This is a genomic window from Pseudomonas abyssi (genome assembly GCF_002307495.1).
GTDB classification, from domain to species: domain Bacteria; phylum Pseudomonadota; class Gammaproteobacteria; order Pseudomonadales; family Pseudomonadaceae; genus Halopseudomonas; species Halopseudomonas abyssi.
In genome coordinates this window covers 76,991-94,106 of the sequence record NZ_NTMR01000026.1, presented here as the reverse complement: position 1 = coordinate 94,106, position 17,116 = coordinate 76,991, and the positions used below count along the sequence as shown (strand labels likewise).

Below are 17,116 nucleotides of genomic sequence, written 5' to 3'. Positions count from 1 at the left end.
TTATTAGGCATAAATGATGCTAAATATCAAAGACTTGTACGCGAAAGTTGAAGAGAAGGATATCCTTAAAGGGCTGTCCATCGAGGTCAAGCCAGGCGAAGTGCACGCCATCATGGGGCCCAACGGCTCGGGCAAAAGCACCATGGGCAATGTGCTGTCCGGTCGCCCTGGCTACGAAGCTACCGCCGGCTCGGTGACCTTCAAGGGCCAGGACCTGCTGGAAATGGAAACCGAAGAACGTGCGCGCGAAGGCCTGTTTCTGGCATTCCAGTATCCGGTGGAAATTCCCGGCGTCAGCAACATGGAATTTCTCAAGGCAGCAGTCGATGCCAAGCGCAAGCATCAGGGGCTGGAGGAGATGTCCTCGGTTGACTTCCTCAAGCTGGCTCGTGAAACCTGCAAGCGCGTCAACCTGGATGCCAGCTTCCTCAAGCGCGGTGTCAACGAGGGCTTTTCCGGCGGCGAGAAAAAGCGCAACGAGATCATGCAGATGATGCTGCTTGAGCCCGAACTGTGCATTCTCGATGAGACCGACTCCGGCCTGGATATCGATGCCCTGCAGGTGGTTGCCGATGGCGTCAATGCCATGCGCGACGGCAAGCGCAGCTTCCTGGTGGTCACCCACTATCAACGTCTGCTGGACTACATCGTGCCCGATTACGTGCATGTGCTGGCGGGCGGCCGCATCGTCAAATCCGGGGACAAGAGCCTGGCTCTGGAGCTGGAAGCCAAGGGCTACGGCTGGCTGGAAAGCGAGGTAGTCTGATCCGATGAGCGATTTTCAACAGACGGCCTTGCAGCTGGCAGAACAGCAGCAGTCTCCCGAGTGGCTGAATAGCCTGCGCGAGCAGGGCGCCAGCACTTGGGCGAAGGCAAGCTGGCCAACGCGCAAGACCGAGAACTGGAAGTACCTGTCGCTGGCACCGCTGCAGCAATATCAGCAGTTGGGCTGGGGCGCTGCGGCTGACAGCCATGCGCTGGATGAGGTTGAACAGCTGCAGCTCGATGCTACCCGTCTGGTGTTTATCAACGGTCGCTTCAGCAGTGAGCACTCCAGCGCGTTGCCGGCTGGCGTCGTGCGGTTTGGCGAGGCCGATGACGAGCAGCGCACGCTGATCAGTCAGCACCTGGGCCGTGTCGTCGACAGTGAGCGCCACTTGTTTGCCGCCCTGAGCAATGCCTGGGCTGCCGACGGTGTGCTGGTGCATGTGCCGCGTGGTCAGCGCTTGGAAAAGCCGATCTACGTGGTCAATATCAGCACGCCACAGCGGACCCCGGTGGCTGCCAGTCAGCGCCTGCTGGTCGTGCTGGAAGACAACGCCGAGGTGGAGCTGATCGAGCATTACGCCTCTGATGTGCATGCGCAGAACGGCTTCGTCAACAGCCTGACCGAGGTCGTGGTCGGCAACAACGCCCAGGTGCAGCACTATCGCATCAACCTGGAACAGGAAGACCTGTTGCACGTTGGTGGCGTGCACGTAAACCTGCAGCGTGATGCGCGTTTCCATGGCTTTACCCTGGCTCAGGGTAGTCGTCTCAAGCGCATCGACTACCAGGTCAACATGCTGGGTGAGGGCGCTCATCTGGACCTTAACGGCATTTATCTGCCGCGCAACCGTCAGGTAATCGATTACCACACCAACGTCGAGCACTGCGTGCCCCACTGCACCAGCAATGAGGTGTTCCGCGGCATCATCGGTGACTCTGCCAAGGCGGTATTCAATGGCCGTATTCATATCCACCCGCAGGCGCAGAAAACCCTTGCCGAACTCAGCAACAAGAACCTGCTGACCTCTCGCACCGCCGAGATCAATACCAAGCCCGAGCTGGAGATCTATGCGGACGATGTACGCTGCGCTCATGGTGCGACCATCAGCCAGCTGGACGAGACCTCGATGTACTACCTGCAGAGCCGCGGTGTTTCCAAGGCTGACGCCATCACCATGCTGAGCTTTGGCTTTATCAACGAGTTGCTCAACCAGGTGCCGGAGCAGGCGGTGCAGGACTATCTGCGGCCGCGCCTGGTGTCGCTGTTTGGGCAGGCCAGCGAGACGGTAGGGCAGATCGGTTATGAATGAGCAGGTCAAGCCGCAGCCCTTTGACGCCGAGCGTGTGCGTGCCGACTTCCCGATTCTGAATCAGGAGGTCAACGGCCATCCGCTGGTTTACCTGGACAACGCCGCGACCACGCAGAAACCGCGCGCGGTGATTCAGGCGCTGGTGGATTACTACGAACATGACAACAGCAACGTTCACCGCGGCGCTCACGCGCTGGCTGACCGTGCAACGCAGAAGTTTGAAGCGGCGCGGATCAAAGTCGCCGAGTTCATCAACGCGCCGGAGGCTCGTCAGGTCATCTGGACTCGTGGCACCACCGAGGGGATTAACCTGGTGGCGGCCAGCTGGGGGCGCGCGAACCTGAAGGCCGGTGACCGGGTGCTGGTCTCGGCGATGGAGCATCACTCCAATATTGTGCCGTGGCAAATGGTGGCGGCGGAGAAGGGCGCCACGGTTGAAGCGATTCCGGTCGATGCTGATGGTGTGCTGGATCTTGCCGCACTGCAGGGCATGCTGGATGAGCGCGTCAAGATGGTGGCCTGCGGTCACGTCTCCAACGCACTCGGAACGGTAAACCCGGTGGAGCAGGTTATTCGCCTGGCGCACGGCGCGGGTGCGTTGACGTTGATTGACGGTGCCCAGGCGGTCAGCCACTGGCCGGTCGATATGCAGGCGCTTGACTGTGATTTTTATGTTTTTTCCGCGCACAAGCTGTTTGGCCCGACCGGCCTGGGTGCGCTGTATGGCAAAGTCGCGTTGCTCGAAGCCATGCCGCCCTACCAGGGCGGGGGTGAAATGATCGAGTCGGTCAGCTTTGCCGGTACCACGTACAACCAGCTGCCTTACAAGTTTGAGGCAGGTACCCCGGATATCGCCGGTGTGATCGCCTTTGGTGCCGCCATTGATTATCTCAACCAGCTCGACCGAGCCGGTGCCGCTGCTCACGAGAAGGCGCTGCTGGCCTATGCCGAAGAGCGTGCCAGGGCAACACCCGGTGTGCGGCTGATTGGTACCTCGGCAAACAAGACCAGCGTCATGAGCTTCCTGCTCGAAGGTGCGCACCCCAACGATGTGGGCATGCTGCTTGATCAGCAGGGGGTGGCAGTACGTACCGGCAATCACTGTGCGCAGCCGATCATGGAGCAGTACGGCATACCGGGTACGGTGCGTGCGAGTCTGGCCTTTTACAACACCCGGGCAGATATCGACCGGTTGTTTGCCGCACTGGAAAAAGTACGGCTGTTTTTATAGGAGTCAGCAGATGAGCGTAGAGTCTTTCGACCCCAAACAACAGGCAGTGACCGTGACGCCAGCCGCGCTGGCGCACTTCCGTCGCCAGTTAGGCGGCCAGCAGGGCAAGGCAGTGCGCCTGAGTGTGAAAAAAAGCGGCTGCACCGGCTTCAAGTATGTCATTGACCTGGTTGAGCAGGCCGGTGCCAGTGACCTGCATTACCAGCTTGACGAGCAGGTAGAGCTGCTGGTCGATGGTGAGAGCCTGCAGGTGCTGTCCGGAACGGAAATTGATCTGGTGCGCGAGGGTATCAACCAGCAGATCAAGTTCGTCAATCCCAACGTGAAGGACGAATGCGGCTGCGGCGAAAGCTTTAGCGTCGATTGATTTGTTGCTGTTCAAGGTGCGGCGGTTTGCGTCGCACCCTCTTGTCTTGCTGTGAGGAAATCTGATGGAACGTCGCATGGTGGTGGCACGGGCTGACTGTCCGGCCCGCCGAGTTCCCGACGGAACCCCCCTGACCATCCCCAAGGATACCTTTGTCACCATTACCCAGGCGCTGGGTGGCAACTATACGGTTACCTACAACGGGCAGATGGTACGGGTTGATGGTACGGATGCAGAAGCGCTGGGTCTTGAGCCGGAGCTGCTGTCTTTCCCCGAGCCTGCCGATGATCAGGTCTGCGAGGAGCAGGTCTGGGAGGCGTTGAAAACCGTCTACGACCCGGAGATTCCGGTTGATCTGGTTAATCTGGGGCTAATTTACCGGGTGGCGGTGGATCAGCAGGCGCACAGGGTGACCATCGAAATGACCCTGACCGCACCTGGCTGTGGTATGGGGCCGGTGCTGGTAGGCGACGTGGAATACCGCGTCAAGCTGGTGCCCAACGTGGACGAGGTGAAGGTCGATCTGGTATTTGACCCGCCCTGGCAGCGTGACATGATGAGCGAAGAAGCGCAGCTTGAAACCGGTATGTTTTTCTGAGGACAGCGATACATGAGCCAATTTGGCACGGACATCACCAGCGACGATATCGTTGATACCTTGTCGTTCTTTGATAGTTGGGAAGACCGTTACAAGTACATCATCGACCTCGGGCGCGAGCTGCCCGAGCTTGAGGCCGATCAGCGCACCGAGGACAACCTGGTGCGCGGTTGCCAGAGTCAGGTATGGCTGGTAAGCCGCCGCGAGGGCGACAGGCTATATTTTGATGCTGACAGCGATGCATTCATTGTGAAGGGGCTGCTGGCCGTAGTGCTGGCTGCCTACAATGGCAAGCGGGCAGAGGACATTCGTGATTTTGATATCGAGGGCTATTTCTCGAGTCTCAATCTGCTTAAGCACCTGAGTGTGACGCGGGGTAATGGCCTGCGCGCGATGGTGCAACGCATTCAGGCCAGCGCCGCAGCCTGAAGCGCCGTTGCGCCAAGTGATGGCGCGCGGCAATCAATGGTTGTGCTTGACTGCGGCTGCGGTTATGGTCGCGTTGCGACTGAGTGGCGGGCTGAAGTGTGTTGTGCGGCCTGCCACATGATCGCTGTAACCACAAAAACAACAACTGCAGAGTTCACTGCATGCGGACATTCTGGTCCAGGCTGAAGGACGACTTTCAGCTCTCCATCATCACGCTCGTCGGCCTGCTGGCTGTCGTCGGCGTCTCCCCCTACGCGGTTTTCCGGCTCGGCGAAGGCAGCTGGCTGGTGGGGGCCACCGATACCTTTCTGGTGGTCAGCACCTTGCTTGCCGTGGTGTATGCCTGGCGCACAGGGGATACCATTCGGCCCGGGCAGTTTCTCGCGCTGATCTATTCTGCTGGTGCCTTTCTGGTCTCCGTGAAGCTGGGTGCCAACGGCCTGTTCTGGATGTATGTCCTGATTCTCTTCAACTTTTTTGTTGTGCCGCCCTTGCAGAGCCTGATTGCCACGATGAGCACGCTGGTGGCGATATGCGTTTACGGCTGGTTGCACCCGGAGCGGGTATTCGAGAGTCATTACCAGATGGCGTCCTTTGTCGTCACCTGTCTGCTGTCAGGCTTGTTTGCCTTTGTGTTTGCTTACCGCGCCCGGGTTCAGCGCCGACTGCTGGCCCGCCAGGCCACCATCGATCCGCTGACCGGTATCGGCAACCGGCGCACCATGGATGCCGAGCTGGATATTGCCATGGCCGATAGCAAGCGTCACGGCATCGATTTTGGCCTGCTGGTACTCGATTTGGATCACTTTAAGCAGATTAATGACCGCTTTGGACATGGCACTGGTGATCAGGTGTTGGTCGATTTTGTCGATTGTGTCCGTGAGGTATGCCGCCCATCGGACAGGCTGTTTCGCCTCGGTGGAGAGGAATTCGTATTGCTGGTGCCCAAGGCTGATCTGATCAGTCTGGAAGCGATTGCCGAGCATGTGCAGCAGCGGGTGCGCAATCAGCTGCTGCGACCGGATGGGGCGCCTGTGACGGTATCGATCGGCGGCAGTCTGTTACGGGGCCATGTTGACCGTGATGGTTGGCTGAAACACGCCGATGAGTGCATGTACGACGCCAAGCGCGCGGGTCGCGACCAGACGGTCATCCGGCCCACCGCACCCAATCGGGCGGTTGCAGCCACCGGACGACCTGATTACCATCAGGGTTGAGCCGTTACTGGCAGCCAATGGGAGTCAGTCATCATGAAATCGACTTTTACTGATCGAGAGTTCTGGCAAAAATTGTCCAATCATGCCCGCCTGGCAGGCCGTGAAGTCGTGGAGAAGGCCCTTTGCCTGTATTACGCGGCGCGGCGCCCCGAGACTCCTACGTGGGCGAAGGCAGTGATTGTCAGTGTGCTGGCGTACTTTATTGCTCCTCTGGATGCGATTCCGGATTTCACGCCGCTGGTCGGGTTTACCGATGACCTGGGGGTGTTTGCATCTGCGCTGGCCATGGTCGCCATGTATATTGACCGCGATGTGCAGATCCAGGCGCGTGAGCGAGCCGAAAGCTGGTTCGGCCCGCACATCGAGGAAGTGTTCGAAGGTCGTTGAGCTATCACTTGGGTCAGTGGCGGTTGAACACCCGCCGCTGCCCGTCGCTGCCTACCGCAATCACGTCGTAGTTGTCCCGCCGATCGCCCATTTCCATGCCGGGTGAGCCTATCGGCATGCCGGGAACCGCAAGGCCGCGCACATTCTCTGCGGCATCCAGGGCCAGAATATCGCTGGCTGGCACATGTCCTTCAATAAACATGTCTTTATACACGGCAGTGTGGCACGAGCGCAGATCTGGCGTGATGCCCAGCTGTTGCTTGAGTGGCACAACCTGTTGGGTGACGTGGTCCGTGACCTCAAACCCGTTTGCTTCCAGGTGTTCGATCCAGGCGTGGCAGCAGCTGCAATTGGGATCACGGTAGACGTCGATGCTGGCGGCCTGGGCTAGACCACCGATCAAAAGCAAGCCGCCGGCGAGCAGGGTTTTCATCATTCAAGGCTCCTTAGGTGCGTGGCACCGCAGCGCCAGGGTATCAACCGATGATACCCCAGAGGGTGGCCACTTCTGGTATCTTATACGGTCGCCTAGGCTAGTTCGTCGAGTGGCCTGTGTCACGCCGGCTGCCAGTTCAAATTGTGTGTTAATACTGCATGACCCTTTCTTTTCCGTCCTATTTCGTCGCGTGCCCGCACGGGCGCCCTCGTTGCCTGTTTACCTCGGCGATCCTCTTGCTGGGCGTGATCCTGGCCCAGCCCTCCTGGGCAATGCATGTGGTGTTTGTCAGCCCAGGCAAGTTGGACGAGCCTTTCTGGCGCGATGCCGATGAGGGGCTGCAGCACGCCGCCGCCTCGTTGGGCATTGAGCTGGAGCTGCTGCACGCTGAACGTGATCACCTGGCCCAACTGAGTCTGCTGCGTGACGTGGCAGAGCGCCCAGTCGAGCAACGGCCTGACTACCTGCTGGTTACCGCTGATAAACAGGTGTTGCCGGGCCAGCTGGAACTGGCTGAGGGCGCGGGCATTCCCATTTTTACCGCCTACAACGGTGTGCAACCCAAAGAGCGTGACTTGCTGGGGTACCCGCGTCAGCGCTTTCAGTACTGGCTTGGCAGCCTGGTGCCTGACGCTGAAGAGGCCGGGTTCCTCAGTGCGCGTGCTCTGATCAAGGAGGCTCAAGCGCGCTGGCCAGGGACAGAAGATGACGTACTCGAGCTGGTGGCGATCTCCGGTGACCGAGGCACCGACAGCTCGCAGCGGCGCACACGAGGAATGGTGCATGCTGTCAGCCGTTTCCCCCGTGTGCGGTTGCGGCAGAATGTATATGGCGATTGGCAGCAGGAGCTGGCCCGCTATCAAACCCCTATTTTGCTTGACCGTTATCCACACACCCGCCTGATCTGGACCGGCAGCGATCTGATGGCCTTTGGCGCCAGCGATGGGGTACGCGCCAGCGGCCGGGTGCCAGGGCAGGACGTGTTGCTATCGACGATCAACATGACCGAAAGGGCCACTCGGGCGCTGCTCAATGGCGAATTGCATGTCATGGTGGGTGGTCACCACCTGGCTGCGGCCTGGGCGCTGGTGGTGCTGTACGACTACCACAATGGTGTCGATTTTGCCGAGTCGGACGGTCTGGAGATGAGCAAGAGCATGTTTGCGCTGTTTGATCAGGAGATGGCACAGGATTATCTAGGCTACCTGGCCGCAGGGCACCCCGAGGTGGACTATTGCCGTTTCAGCAAGGTATGCAACCCGGCGCTGAAGGGGTACGACTTCTCCATCGGCAACTGGTTGAGCGCTGCGCGAGTCGCGACACTGCGCTCAACCGCACGCGGGTCAGCGCTTGGCGATGATCCAAACGGCGTGCACGATGCCGGGAATGTAGCCGAGCAGCGTCAGTAGGATATTCAGCCAGAAGGCGCCGCCAAAACCGACTTGCAGAAATACGCCGAGGGGCGGCAGCAAAATCGCGATCAGGATGCGAATCAGGTCCATGTGTCATTTCCTTTTGTAGTGGAAGAAAGCGTTGATTGGTTCCGCATGCCCTCAGGCCCGAAAGCGCGCAGAGGGCGGATGAAATGGATCAGCGCTTCCTTGTGTGACTCGCTTGGCGGCCGATTGTTCAGCTGCCGATGACGCCACCGTCTTCTCGGGTGATCAGCACTGTTGTCGAGCGCGGGCGTGTTTTGCCGTCGCTGGCCGGGTAGCTGATGCCTGGGTGCTGGACGTTGACCCACATGGCGCGGGCGTCCGGTGTCCAGGTGATACCGGTGATCTCGGCACCACGCGGGCCCACCAGAAAACGGCGTATTTCACGGCTGGCTGGGTCGGCGCAGAGCATCTGGTTGCAGCCAATGTCGGCGGTGTAGGGGGCTTCTTCGTCGGCGTCGGTCAAGATCCATAGGCGACCGTCCGGGTCAAAGGCCATGCCATCCGGTGAGGAAAACAGGTCGCCGTTGATGTTGCCGATGCGATTGGGCGTAACACTGCCATCCGCTTTCTGGCGCTCGCCGGCCAGGACGAACAGCTCCCATTCGAATTCAGTTGCCCATGGGTCAGCGCCGTCTTCGCGCCAGCGCAGAATCTGCCCGTGGACGTTCTCCTCGCGGGGGTTGGCAGCGTCGGTCGGGTCTGTCTTGCCGCGCTCGGTGTTGTTGGTCAGGCTGACGTACATCTCGCGGGTCGTCGGGTGTGATGCGACCCATTCGGGTCGATCCATCGGGGTCGCGCCGACGGCATCAGCAGCGCCGCGGGCGTTGAGCAAAACTGCGTGTTGATCCGCGAAACCGTTTTCCGGCGTGAGGCCGGGTTCACCCCAGCGCAGCGGCAGCCACCGTCCACGCCCATCGGCGTCAAACTGGGCTGCGTAGAGTGTGCCAGCGTCCAGCAGGTCGCGGTTGTGGGCGCTGTCACCAGCCCTGTAGGGCTGTTGCGGGACGAATTTGTACACGTATTCACCGCGCGCGTCATCGCCGGAGTACACCGCCATGTGGCCGTTGTCGTCGATCACGCAGGTGGCGCACTCGCGGCCAAGGCGGCCCATGGCCGTGCGTTTGCGCGGCGTATGATCCGGGTCGAATGGATCTACTTCGACGACCCAGCCAAAGCGGTTGGGTTCGTTGACATGCCCCTGATAGGGACGGCTGGCGTCGGGCGTTGCGTTGAAGCGCGGCTCGATTGCCTCCCAGGCGTAGTAGCGGCTGCTGCCGCCCAGGCCGATTCCGTAGCGCTTATGGGTAGGGCGTGCGTCGTAATCGGCTTCGTCGCGGTTGACGAAGTAGTTGTGGAAGTTCTCTTCGCAGGCCAGATAGGTTTGCCAGGGTGTCGCGCCCATCGAACAGTTGTTGATGGTGCCCAGAATCTCGAGTCCGGTAGGGTCGCTTTCGGTGCGCATCGTCGGGTGAGCGGCCAGCGGCCCGCTGACGGCCATGGGCGTTGATGCCGTAATACGGCGGTTGAACGGTGAGTCTGCAACCCGCTGCCATTGGCCGTTGGCGTTGCGCCGGATTTCTATAATGCTCAGGCCATGCGCCGCTATTTCCTTGTGCACCTGTTCGGCGGGCCGCTCCCGGCGATTGTCAGGCCCGGCGGTGAACTGCATGCCCTCAGGATGCAGCGTCGGGTTGACGTATTCGTGATTGACCACCAGCAGGCCGTGTTCGTTGGGCTGGTCGGCAAAGGGGAAGTAGTGCATGCCGTCGTGGTTGTCGCCCGCTTGCATTTGCTGGTCTTCCCAGCTGTTGCTGGCATCGCTGTGCCAGTCCGGCGCGCCGGGCAAGACGGCGTCGCCCCAGCTGAAGAAGGGGGTGGCCTGGTAACCTGCTGGCACGACTACAGAATCGAATGTGCTGGAGGTTTGTGCTGCAACTGATTGAAAACCAAGCAGAGTGGCTTGGGGCTTCTTGCCCGTACTGCACGCGCTGAGCAGTGATGGCAGCAGGGTCGCCAATGAGGCGGCACCCAGGCCCTTGAGCAGCGTGCGCCGGCTGAGGGCGACGCTGTCCAGGCCATGGCTGCTGGTTGGATTGATCGAGTGGTCGTCGACTGCTTCCAGCTGACTGTGAAATTCCGGGTTGGGCCAACTCATGCATGCCTCACTGTGACAAGCGGTAGCGGAAGGTGTTACGCACTCCGGCTACGGTAACCGGCTGGCCATCGACCAGGCGGGGTTGATAGATGAAATCCTTGGCGGCAGCCAGCGAAGGGCGCGCGAACAATGGGCTATCGCAGGCGCCTTCCACCAGCCGCGGATTGTCCACACGGCCACTGGCTGTGACGTCGTACTCGACGGTGCAATCTCCCTCCAGCTTCTGCGCCAGGGCGCGTCGGGGGTAGTCAGGTTCGGGTTTGTTGAGTGGACGATACTGCCGCGCGGCTGCGGCTTTTGCAGCCTCTGCTGCGGCGCGCGCTTCGGCCTGCTGCCGCGCCAGTTCATCGCGGCCCTGTTGTTCCGCTGCGGCCGCCTCCGCCACTCGCTGTTGTTCATTGCGCTCGCGCTCTATCGCTTCTTGCTGCTCCTGCAGCTCGCGCTGCCGTCGCTGCTCCTCGGCCACCCGTCGGCGGGCAACGGCCGCTTCGTCCACTACCGGTTCGGGGGCAGGGGCTTCGACCACTGGTGGCGGCGGGGCCGGCTCAGGCGGCGGCGCTGTCGCGGGCGGCTCGACTACCGGCTCGGGCTGCGGTGTGGGCAGGGTAATGAGCTGTGTACGCAGACTGGGCGTCTGCGCTGCGGGAGGCAGACTTGCCGGCGCCCAGCCCTGCCACAGCATGCCCGCAATCGCCGTATGCAGCAGCGCGGTGGCCAGCAGCGGAAGGGCCATGCTGCTGCGTTCCTCGCCGGGCACGCTGCAGCGGTGCTCTGCGTCGGTCAGAATAGGGCTTGCTGTGCTCATGGTGCTTCCGTAATCAGGCCGAGTTGGCTGATGCCCGCCTGCTGCAGCGCCGCCATGGCGGCTACAACCAAACCGTAACCGGCGGCAGCATCGGCGCGGATAAAGACCTGAGTGTCCGGTTGCGTGCTGGTGACAGCGGACAGCTCGTGAGTCAGGTCGTCCAGCGTCGCGGCGCTGTGCTCGTAGTTATCGGTCTCAACGTTCTCGCCAAGATTCCAGTGATAGCCACCGCCAGCGTCGACCGACAAGGTCACGATCGAGGCGGCGTTGTCCGGCTCAAGCGCTTCGGCAGCCACTTTGGGCAGTTCTATCTGCACGCCCTGCGTCATCATTGGCGCGGTGACCATAAAGATCACCAGTAGCACCAGCATGACGTCGATGTAGGGCACCACGTTCATTTCTGCCTTTGGCTTGCGCTTGGTTCTGGTTGCTCGCATGTCCATGACGGCTTACCCCGCGTGCTGGCTGTGCAGGCGACGATGGAGAATGGCGCTGAACTCGTCCGCAAAGTTGTAGTAGTGCCCAAGCAGGTTCTCGCTGCGGGTACTGAAGCGGTTGTAGGCGATAACGGCCGGAATGGCGGCGAACAGACCAATGGCGGTTGCGATCAGTGCCTCGGCGATGCCGGGCGCAACGGTGGCCAGGGTCGCCTGCTGGACCTGGGACAGGCCGATGAACGAATTCATGATGCCCCAAACGGTGCCGAACAGCCCGATATAAGGGCTGACGGATCCGACGGTGGCAAGAAACGGCAGATGACGATCCAGTCGTTCCTCTTCCCGGGAGATCGCTACCCGCATGGCGCGCTGTACGCCCTGCATCACCGCCTCAGGCTCACCGTTGCCACGTTGGTTCAGCTGGGTGTATTCCTTGAAGCCTGCGCGAAATATCTGCTCAACACCGGGGGCGCTGCCTTCAAGGCGATAGAGTTGAGCCAGCTCGGTACCTGACCAGAACTGATTTTCAAACTGCTTGAGTGCGGCCTGCGCCTGTGCGAACAGGCGGCCGCGCTGAGCGATAAGGAACCAGGTGGCGATGGATGCCAGCAGCAGCGTTAACATAACGCCTTTGACCAGCAGGCTGGCCTCCATCACCAGACTCCAGATGCTGTGATCGGTTGCACTCATAGTTGCCTCTCTGCCGGCGAGTGGCCGGTCTTGTCGTATCGGTTGAATAGGAAGGTTCAGGGCAGCTGCAGCAGCTCGGCGATGGGCTGCCAGGGCACCAGCTTGTAGTTCTGGTTGCCTTCGGGCAGACGCTTGCGGCCGTCCTGCACAACCAGCAGGCCACCGGGCCAGGCGACGCCAAAGTCGGCGGAGCTGACTTCAAGGCCATCGGTTTCCGATACGCCATCGATGCCGTCCGCCGCATTCAGGCCAATGCGGAAGGCGCCGCGAGCGGTGTAGGGCGGCACGGCATCAAACACCACGTAGCTGTCGTTACCCTGGCTGGAAACGACCAGATAGGGGCGGTCCTGGTGCTGGTAAACGGCCATGCCTTCCACGTCGTCGTGCAGCAGCTTGCTGAGACGGGCAACTTCGGTCAGTTCTGTGGGCTGGTCTTCTGCGGCCGAAAGGGTCCAGATGCCGACGCCTTCTTCTCCAATGAACAGGCGTTGGCGCGCATCGTCAGCCACGCATCCCTCTGGCTGGGTTTCAGTCTTGAACTGGCGAACAGCCTTGGCGGTGACCAGCCCGCTGCTGCCATCGAGCCGGTATTGGATAAAGCGCCCGTCCTTGTCGTTGGGGATGACGTAGACAGCCCCCTCCGGGCTCTGCGCCATACACAGACCATAGATATCGGTCAGCTCGGTAGGCAGGTCGCCCAGCCCGCTTACCTGCCCACTCGCCGGATCAATGGCGAACAGTTCCAGGCTGTTGCGGTCGCGATTGGAGGCCACGGCCAGGTCAATCTCCCGCTCGCCCAGGGTAAAGCCCTTGCGCAGGTCCACGTTGTTGATGCGGCCGACCGGCAGGTATTGCAGCTCACGCCCCTGCAGGTCGTATACGCCCAGGCCACCACGTTTGTCCGTACCCAGCACCCGGGCAAGTTCAGGGATATTTGGGTGCGTCCAGATTGCCGGGTCGTCGGCGGCGTCGCCGCCATGGGGCACGGGTTCCGTTTGCGCCAGGGCGACTACCTCGGGCAGTGACGCTGCGGCAGCAGGGCGGGTGACGCCGGTCAGCTCGGTGAGTAGCTGGACGCCGCTGTCGTCCGTAATCAACAGCTGCAGTGTGTCATTCACCGTGCGTGCTGATAGCTGTTCGGGCTTGCTGCCTTCGGTCAGTTGCCAGCTGTCGTGTTGCCACTGCTCCTGCTGCCAGCGATAGCGGTGCAGGCTGTTGCTGCCGGTGTCCAGTGCAAGCAGCCCGTCTGGGCTGGCTGCGAGCCCTTCCGGTCCTTCGGGTAGCGCGCCCCACGGGTGGATCAGGTCAACGATGCGGCGAGTGCTGTCGGTTTCGGGGTGGGTGGCGTATTGCCAGATGCCAACCTCTTCTTCACTGATGAACAAGGCGCTCAGCGCGCTGTTTACCGCACAGGACTTCGCGCCTACCGGCAGGTGAAGATTGCGTACCAGGCGCGAGGGGCCGCCCTGTTCGCCAATCAACCATTGCTGCCCCAGGCCTTCTTCGCCGATCAGGAACAGATAGCGATGGTCACTCTGATCCTGATAAAAGCACAGATCCTCCAACGGGTAGCCAGTGCTCGGCAGGTATTCAGGCGCGGACGCGGCGCCAGCGGCGTTCCAGCGCAGAATGACGGGTTGATCCCGCTGCAGATCGTGGCTGGCGGCGATCAGGCCTGCAGCGTCTTGCGCTACGGCGAGCGTGTCGTAGTAGCCGGGCAGGGCGGCGGCCACCGGGCTGTCGTTGCTGTCGAGCCGCTGGATGCCCTGGCTGTTGATGACCAGGCTGCCGGTCAGGTCGCCAGCGATCAGGTGCTGCGCGCTGATGCCGTTGGCGCTGCGGACCTGCAGGGCCAGTTCGCTAGGCGCGGCAGTCGTTGCTGCCTGCGGTTGCGGGCGCTCGCTGCTGTCTTGCTCGGTGCAGGCAGCCAGCAGCAGTGTGCTGCCAACGACCGCGATAATGGATGTTACTGGACGCATGGGGATTCTCATTGATCTGTCGGGTAGCGGCGGGTTTGGCGGCCCGCCGCAGTCGCTCAGAAGTGGGTGAGGGTCAGGCCGACCTTGTAGGTTGGGCCGTACTCTTCGTACTGGGCGTTGTATTTGCGGTCGCCGGTGTAGACGTAGTAGCTCTCGTCGGTGATGTTCTGGGCGGCCATGAAGACTTGCAGATGCTCGGTCAGGAAGTAGCTGGCCGAGAGGTCGACGAACAGCTGGTCGTCGACGCGGTAGTCGTAGCGCTTGTCCAGCACATCGCCCACTTCGTCCAGGTAATCGGATTTGTAATTGGCCGAGACGCGCAGACTTAGCCGGTCGTTCTCCCAGCCGAGAGTCAGGTTGCCGGTCAGATCCGACTGGCCCGGCAGGTCGATGCTGCGCGACTGCATGCGCCCGGTATCCGGGTTGAACTGTTCGATGTCGGCGTCGGATCGGCTCAGGGTCGTATTGGCGTTGACCAGCAGACCGTTCCAGGGGCTCGGCAGCCAGCTGAACTTTTGTGCATAGGCCAGTTCAAGACCGTAGACCGTGGCGCTGTCACCGTTGACGTAGGTCATCGCCTCGTCATAGGTGGCGTACTCGCCGGTGCCTGCCAGGTCAGCGTCGTAGACGAAGTTCTCAATGTCCTTATAGAAAACAAAGGCCGAGACGGCGCCGGCGCGGCCCATGTAATGCTCGATACCCAAGTCCAGGTTGCTCGACTCCAGCGGCTTCAGGTTGGGGTTGCCGAACTCGGCCTCATTGCCGTCAATGACGAAGCCCGGGAACAGCTGGCCGAAGGTGGGGCGCACCACGCTGTTGGTCCAGCTGGCACGCAGCTGGCTGTTGGCGCCAAGCTGGTAGATGGCATGCAGGCCGGGCAGCCAGTGGTGATAGCTGTTGCGGGTGTCAACGCTTTCGAATACGCCTTCATTCAGGCCGGTCCCCTCGGTCTCCAGGCGCGTGCCTTCGTAGCGCAGGCCGGCAATGATGCGCAGGTCGTCAATGTCGACGGTGTTCATCAGGTAGGCGGCGTTGATGTTCTCCTGGATGGTGAAATCGTTGATGCGCGACTCTTCATCATCATAGAAATCGGCCGGATTGAGACCGCTGAGCAGACGCTCCAGCGCGCTGGCGGAGATCTTCGGGCCAAGACGGGTGGTGCCGCTGACAAATTGCGCAAGGCTGAGCTGGTCGTCGGTGAACCCGTAGGCGTCAAAGTCCTCGTAGGCCCAGACATCAAGGTTATTGTCCTTTTCGCGGGTGCTGAACTTGGCACCAAACTGCAGCTGCGAGGGCAGGTCAGCCATGAACCAGTCGCGGGTCAGGTCAAGCCGGATGTTCTGTTCCGTATCGGTGGTCAGCCCTTTTTCCCGTTCGATTTCGGCCAGGGTGAAATTGGCTGGATCGTAGAAGGCGTTATCGACACTCACATTGGGTTGCTTGCTGTCGTTGTAGCCAGCGTTGAGAAAGTCGTCGTTGCCCTCGAACACGGCGCCCGGTGTGTGCAGCGGGCTGTCTTCTTCGGCCTGGCTGTAGCCATATTGGGCGGCCACCTTCCAGACACCCAGCTGCCGCTCGCCGCCGAGTACCAGGCTCTTGATCTCCTGGGTTTCCTCGCGGTCCTTGATCTCCCGGCTGCCTTCGGCATCGCCGCGCTCACCGGGCAGCTGCGGATCGGCAAATTCGATGATGTTCGCCTGGCGGGTTTCGCTGTCTTTGAAGCGGCTATACAGCGTGCGCACATACAGCTCGGTGTCTTCGTCGGGGCGGTAGTCGACGTTGAAACCGACACCCGCGCGCTCGCGATTGATGTCGTAGCGGCGTTCTTCGAGCTCCTCGAGGCGCGCGCCGGCCGGGTCGTCAAAGTCCCAGGCGCCACCGGTTTCCACATTGTCGGAGCCGAAGCTGCGGTCCGCCCAGCTCAGGGCGGCGGCAATGGCCAGGTTGTCGACGCCGTCACCGACGCTGAAGCGGTTGCTGAAGGCACCGGAAACCTCGGGGCTGGTGTCGCCGGTGTTGTCGTCGTAGCTGGCTTCAGTGGATAGGCTGTAGAACAGTTCATCGTGGTCAAAGCCCGATAGGCTTTCGACCTCAATGGTGCCGCCGAGTGAGTTGGCGTCCATGTCGGGGGTGAGGGTCTTGACCACTGACAGCGATTGGATCAGCTCGCTGGGCAGAACGTCCATGGCGACCGCACGGCGGTCGCTTTCTGGCGCAGGCACCAGGGTGCCATTGATGGTCACGCTGTTCAGGTCGGCGCCCAGACCGCGAACACGAACAAAGCGCCCTTCACCCTGATCGCGCTCTACTGAAATGCCGGGGACACGCTGCAGCGCTTCGGCGGCGTTGTCGTCGGGTAGCTGGCCGATGGCGTCGGCGTGCACCACGCTCTCGGTGTTGTTGGACAGGCGCTGTTCTTCGAGCGCCTGTTCCATCTGGGCGGCTTGGCCGATGATGGTCATGACCTCGGTGGTGGCTTGCGCCCAGCTGGCACTACTGCCGGCGATGGCAAGGGCTAGCGTGCTGATGCGAAAGCCTGCGTGCAGACGTGAATGGCGGGCAGACATGGGGTTCCTCTCCTGGCGAAATGGGTTTCGTGTCCCGTTGGGGAGGGGAACTTAGGCAGGGCAGATGGCGTTTCTGTGACAGTGTTGGCCAGGGTGGCCTGATTTGCCGGCGATGGACCGCAATAAGCGGCGAAAATGAGCTGATTTGACCCGGTTTTCGGCTACCTGGCGCCTCTGTTCCGGGGCTTCTGGCCGCTTGCTGCAGAAAAATGATGCTCAGACGCGCACTGGCATGAGCCAATTTGACCCGCTGCGCTGCAATACAAGCGTCATCTTGGTTTGGTCAGCTGGCGCCACTGTG

At 61.2% G+C, this 17,116-nt stretch carries 17 protein-coding genes; 9 read left to right on the top strand and 8 right to left on the bottom strand.

Features of this window, described 5'->3' with window-relative positions; genetic code table 11:
* Positions 1 to 16: 16 nt before the first annotated feature.
* From sufC to CNQ84_RS17020, 8 genes are all read left to right on the top strand, one after another.
* Positions 17 to 766, top strand: a complete 750-nt coding sequence (sufC, locus tag CNQ84_RS17055) for a Fe-S cluster assembly ATPase SufC (protein ID WP_096006038.1) — start codon at positions 17 to 19, stop codon at positions 764 to 766.
* Between the two features lie 4 nt (positions 767 to 770).
* The gene (gene sufD, locus CNQ84_RS17050) at positions 771 to 2,078 is read left to right on the top strand and encodes a Fe-S cluster assembly protein SufD (protein ID WP_096006037.1); all 1,308 of its coding nucleotides are present in this window, start codon (positions 771 to 773) and stop codon (positions 2,076 to 2,078) included.
* Positions 2,071 to 3,309 (top strand): cysteine desulfurase, encoded by a 1,239-nt coding sequence (locus CNQ84_RS17045; protein ID WP_096006036.1) that lies wholly within the window; start codon positions 2,071 to 2,073, stop codon positions 3,307 to 3,309. Before sufD ends, CNQ84_RS17045 begins: the two co-directional genes overlap by 8 nt.
* A 10-nt stretch (positions 3,310 to 3,319) precedes the next feature.
* Positions 3,320 to 3,676, top strand: a complete 357-nt coding sequence (locus CNQ84_RS17040) for a HesB/IscA family protein (RefSeq protein WP_083725238.1) — start codon at positions 3,320 to 3,322, stop codon at positions 3,674 to 3,676.
* A gap of 64 nt (positions 3,677 to 3,740) precedes the next feature.
* The gene (sufT, locus tag CNQ84_RS17035; RefSeq protein WP_217350120.1) at positions 3,741 to 4,274 is read left to right on the top strand and encodes a putative Fe-S cluster assembly protein SufT; all 534 of its coding nucleotides are present in this window, start codon (positions 3,741 to 3,743) and stop codon (positions 4,272 to 4,274) included.
* 12 nt (positions 4,275 to 4,286) lie between these two features.
* Positions 4,287 to 4,703, top strand: coding sequence for a SufE family protein (locus CNQ84_RS17030; protein ID WP_096006035.1), 417 nt, complete (start codon positions 4,287 to 4,289; stop codon positions 4,701 to 4,703).
* Positions 4,704 to 4,864: 161 nt separating this feature from the next.
* Positions 4,865 to 5,920 (top strand): GGDEF domain-containing protein, encoded by a 1,056-nt coding sequence (locus CNQ84_RS17025; protein WP_096006034.1) that lies wholly within the window; start codon positions 4,865 to 4,867, stop codon positions 5,918 to 5,920.
* A gap of 33 nt (positions 5,921 to 5,953) precedes the next feature.
* The gene (locus tag CNQ84_RS17020) at positions 5,954 to 6,307 is read left to right on the top strand and encodes a YkvA family protein (RefSeq protein ID WP_090475081.1); all 354 of its coding nucleotides are present in this window, start codon (positions 5,954 to 5,956) and stop codon (positions 6,305 to 6,307) included.
* Between the two features lie 13 nt (positions 6,308 to 6,320).
* Here CNQ84_RS17020 and CNQ84_RS17015 read toward each other — a convergent pair whose 3' ends face one another.
* The gene (locus tag CNQ84_RS17015; protein ID WP_096006033.1) at positions 6,321 to 6,743 is read right to left on the bottom strand and encodes a DUF411 domain-containing protein; all 423 of its coding nucleotides are present in this window, start codon (positions 6,741 to 6,743) and stop codon (positions 6,321 to 6,323) included.
* Between the two features lie 158 nt (positions 6,744 to 6,901).
* Between CNQ84_RS17015 and CNQ84_RS17010 the strand changes: the two genes are divergently transcribed.
* The gene (locus tag CNQ84_RS17010; protein ID WP_096006032.1) at positions 6,902 to 8,152 is read left to right on the top strand and encodes an ABC transporter substrate-binding protein; all 1,251 of its coding nucleotides are present in this window, start codon (positions 6,902 to 6,904) and stop codon (positions 8,150 to 8,152) included.
* Here the strand turns inward: CNQ84_RS17010 and CNQ84_RS17005 are convergent.
* From CNQ84_RS17005 to CNQ84_RS16975, 7 genes are all read right to left on the bottom strand, one after another.
* Entirely contained in the window at positions 8,087 to 8,245 is a 159-nt protein-coding gene (locus CNQ84_RS17005) for a YqaE/Pmp3 family membrane protein (RefSeq protein WP_083725226.1), read from the bottom strand. The two genes, CNQ84_RS17010 and CNQ84_RS17005, sit on opposite strands and share 66 nt — an antisense overlap.
* A 127-nt stretch (positions 8,246 to 8,372) precedes the next feature.
* Positions 8,373 to 10,337 carry a PhoX family protein gene (locus CNQ84_RS17000; RefSeq protein ID WP_096006031.1) on the bottom strand — a complete coding sequence of 655 codons (1,965 nt, stop codon included), beginning with the start codon at positions 10,335 to 10,337 and terminating at the stop codon, positions 8,373 to 8,375.
* A 7-nt stretch (positions 10,338 to 10,344) separates the two neighbouring features.
* Positions 10,345 to 11,142 carry an energy transducer TonB gene (locus CNQ84_RS16995; RefSeq protein WP_096006030.1) on the bottom strand — a complete coding sequence of 266 codons (798 nt, stop codon included), beginning with the start codon at positions 11,140 to 11,142 and terminating at the stop codon, positions 10,345 to 10,347.
* Positions 11,139 to 11,579 (bottom strand): protein TolR, encoded by a 441-nt coding sequence (gene tolR / locus CNQ84_RS16990; RefSeq protein WP_096006053.1) that lies wholly within the window; start codon positions 11,577 to 11,579, stop codon positions 11,139 to 11,141. The genes CNQ84_RS16995 and tolR overlap by 4 nt, the downstream gene beginning before the upstream one ends.
* A 12-nt stretch (positions 11,580 to 11,591) precedes the next feature.
* Positions 11,592 to 12,269: a protein TolQ gene (tolQ, locus tag CNQ84_RS16985; RefSeq protein WP_096006029.1), complete on the bottom strand. Its 678-nt coding sequence runs from the start codon at positions 12,267 to 12,269 to the stop codon at positions 11,592 to 11,594.
* Between the two features lie 56 nt (positions 12,270 to 12,325).
* Positions 12,326 to 14,248: a phytase gene (locus CNQ84_RS16980; protein WP_165771319.1), complete on the bottom strand. Its 1,923-nt coding sequence runs from the start codon at positions 14,246 to 14,248 to the stop codon at positions 12,326 to 12,328.
* A gap of 56 nt (positions 14,249 to 14,304) precedes the next feature.
* Positions 14,305 to 16,815, bottom strand: a complete 2,511-nt coding sequence (locus CNQ84_RS16975) for a TonB-dependent receptor (protein WP_096006027.1) — start codon at positions 16,813 to 16,815, stop codon at positions 14,305 to 14,307.
* Positions 16,816 to 17,116 lie beyond the last annotated feature (301 nt).

What these genes read in the sequence shown, in the direction of transcription:
- sufC (WP_096006038.1), top strand. Translation starts at nt 17, where the DNA reads ATGCTAAATATCAAAGACTTGTACGCGAAAGTTGAAGAGAAGGATATC.
- sufD (WP_096006037.1), top strand. Translation starts at nt 771, where the DNA reads ATGAGCGATTTTCAACAGACGGCCTTGCAGCTGGCAGAACAGCAGCAG.
- CNQ84_RS17045 (WP_096006036.1), top strand. Translation starts at nt 2,071, where the DNA reads ATGAATGAGCAGGTCAAGCCGCAGCCCTTTGACGCCGAGCGTGTGCGT.
- CNQ84_RS17040 (WP_083725238.1), top strand. Translation starts at nt 3,320, where the DNA reads ATGAGCGTAGAGTCTTTCGACCCCAAACAACAGGCAGTGACCGTGACG.
- sufT (WP_217350120.1), top strand. Translation starts at nt 3,741, where the DNA reads ATGGAACGTCGCATGGTGGTGGCACGGGCTGACTGTCCGGCCCGCCGA.
- CNQ84_RS17030 (WP_096006035.1), top strand. Translation starts at nt 4,287, where the DNA reads ATGAGCCAATTTGGCACGGACATCACCAGCGACGATATCGTTGATACC.
- CNQ84_RS17025 (WP_096006034.1), top strand. Translation starts at nt 4,865, where the DNA reads ATGCGGACATTCTGGTCCAGGCTGAAGGACGACTTTCAGCTCTCCATC.
- CNQ84_RS17020 (WP_090475081.1), top strand. Translation starts at nt 5,954, where the DNA reads ATGAAATCGACTTTTACTGATCGAGAGTTCTGGCAAAAATTGTCCAAT.
- CNQ84_RS17015 (WP_096006033.1), bottom strand. Translation starts at nt 6,743, where the DNA reads ATGATGAAAACCCTGCTCGCCGGCGGCTTGCTTTTGATCGGTGGTCTA.
- CNQ84_RS17010 (WP_096006032.1), top strand. Translation starts at nt 6,902, where the DNA reads ATGACCCTTTCTTTTCCGTCCTATTTCGTCGCGTGCCCGCACGGGCGC.
- CNQ84_RS17005 (WP_083725226.1), bottom strand. Translation starts at nt 8,245, where the DNA reads ATGGACCTGATTCGCATCCTGATCGCGATTTTGCTGCCGCCCCTCGGC.
- CNQ84_RS17000 (WP_096006031.1), bottom strand. Translation starts at nt 10,337, where the DNA reads ATGAGTTGGCCCAACCCGGAATTTCACAGTCAGCTGGAAGCAGTCGAC.
- CNQ84_RS16995 (WP_096006030.1), bottom strand. Translation starts at nt 11,142, where the DNA reads ATGAGCACAGCAAGCCCTATTCTGACCGACGCAGAGCACCGCTGCAGC.
- tolR (WP_096006053.1), bottom strand. Translation starts at nt 11,579, where the DNA reads ATGCGAGCAACCAGAACCAAGCGCAAGCCAAAGGCAGAAATGAACGTG.
- tolQ (WP_096006029.1), bottom strand. Translation starts at nt 12,269, where the DNA reads ATGAGTGCAACCGATCACAGCATCTGGAGTCTGGTGATGGAGGCCAGC.
- CNQ84_RS16980 (WP_165771319.1), bottom strand. Translation starts at nt 14,248, where the DNA reads ATGCGTCCAGTAACATCCATTATCGCGGTCGTTGGCAGCACACTGCTG.
- CNQ84_RS16975 (WP_096006027.1), bottom strand. Translation starts at nt 16,815, where the DNA reads ATGTCTGCCCGCCATTCACGTCTGCACGCAGGCTTTCGCATCAGCACG.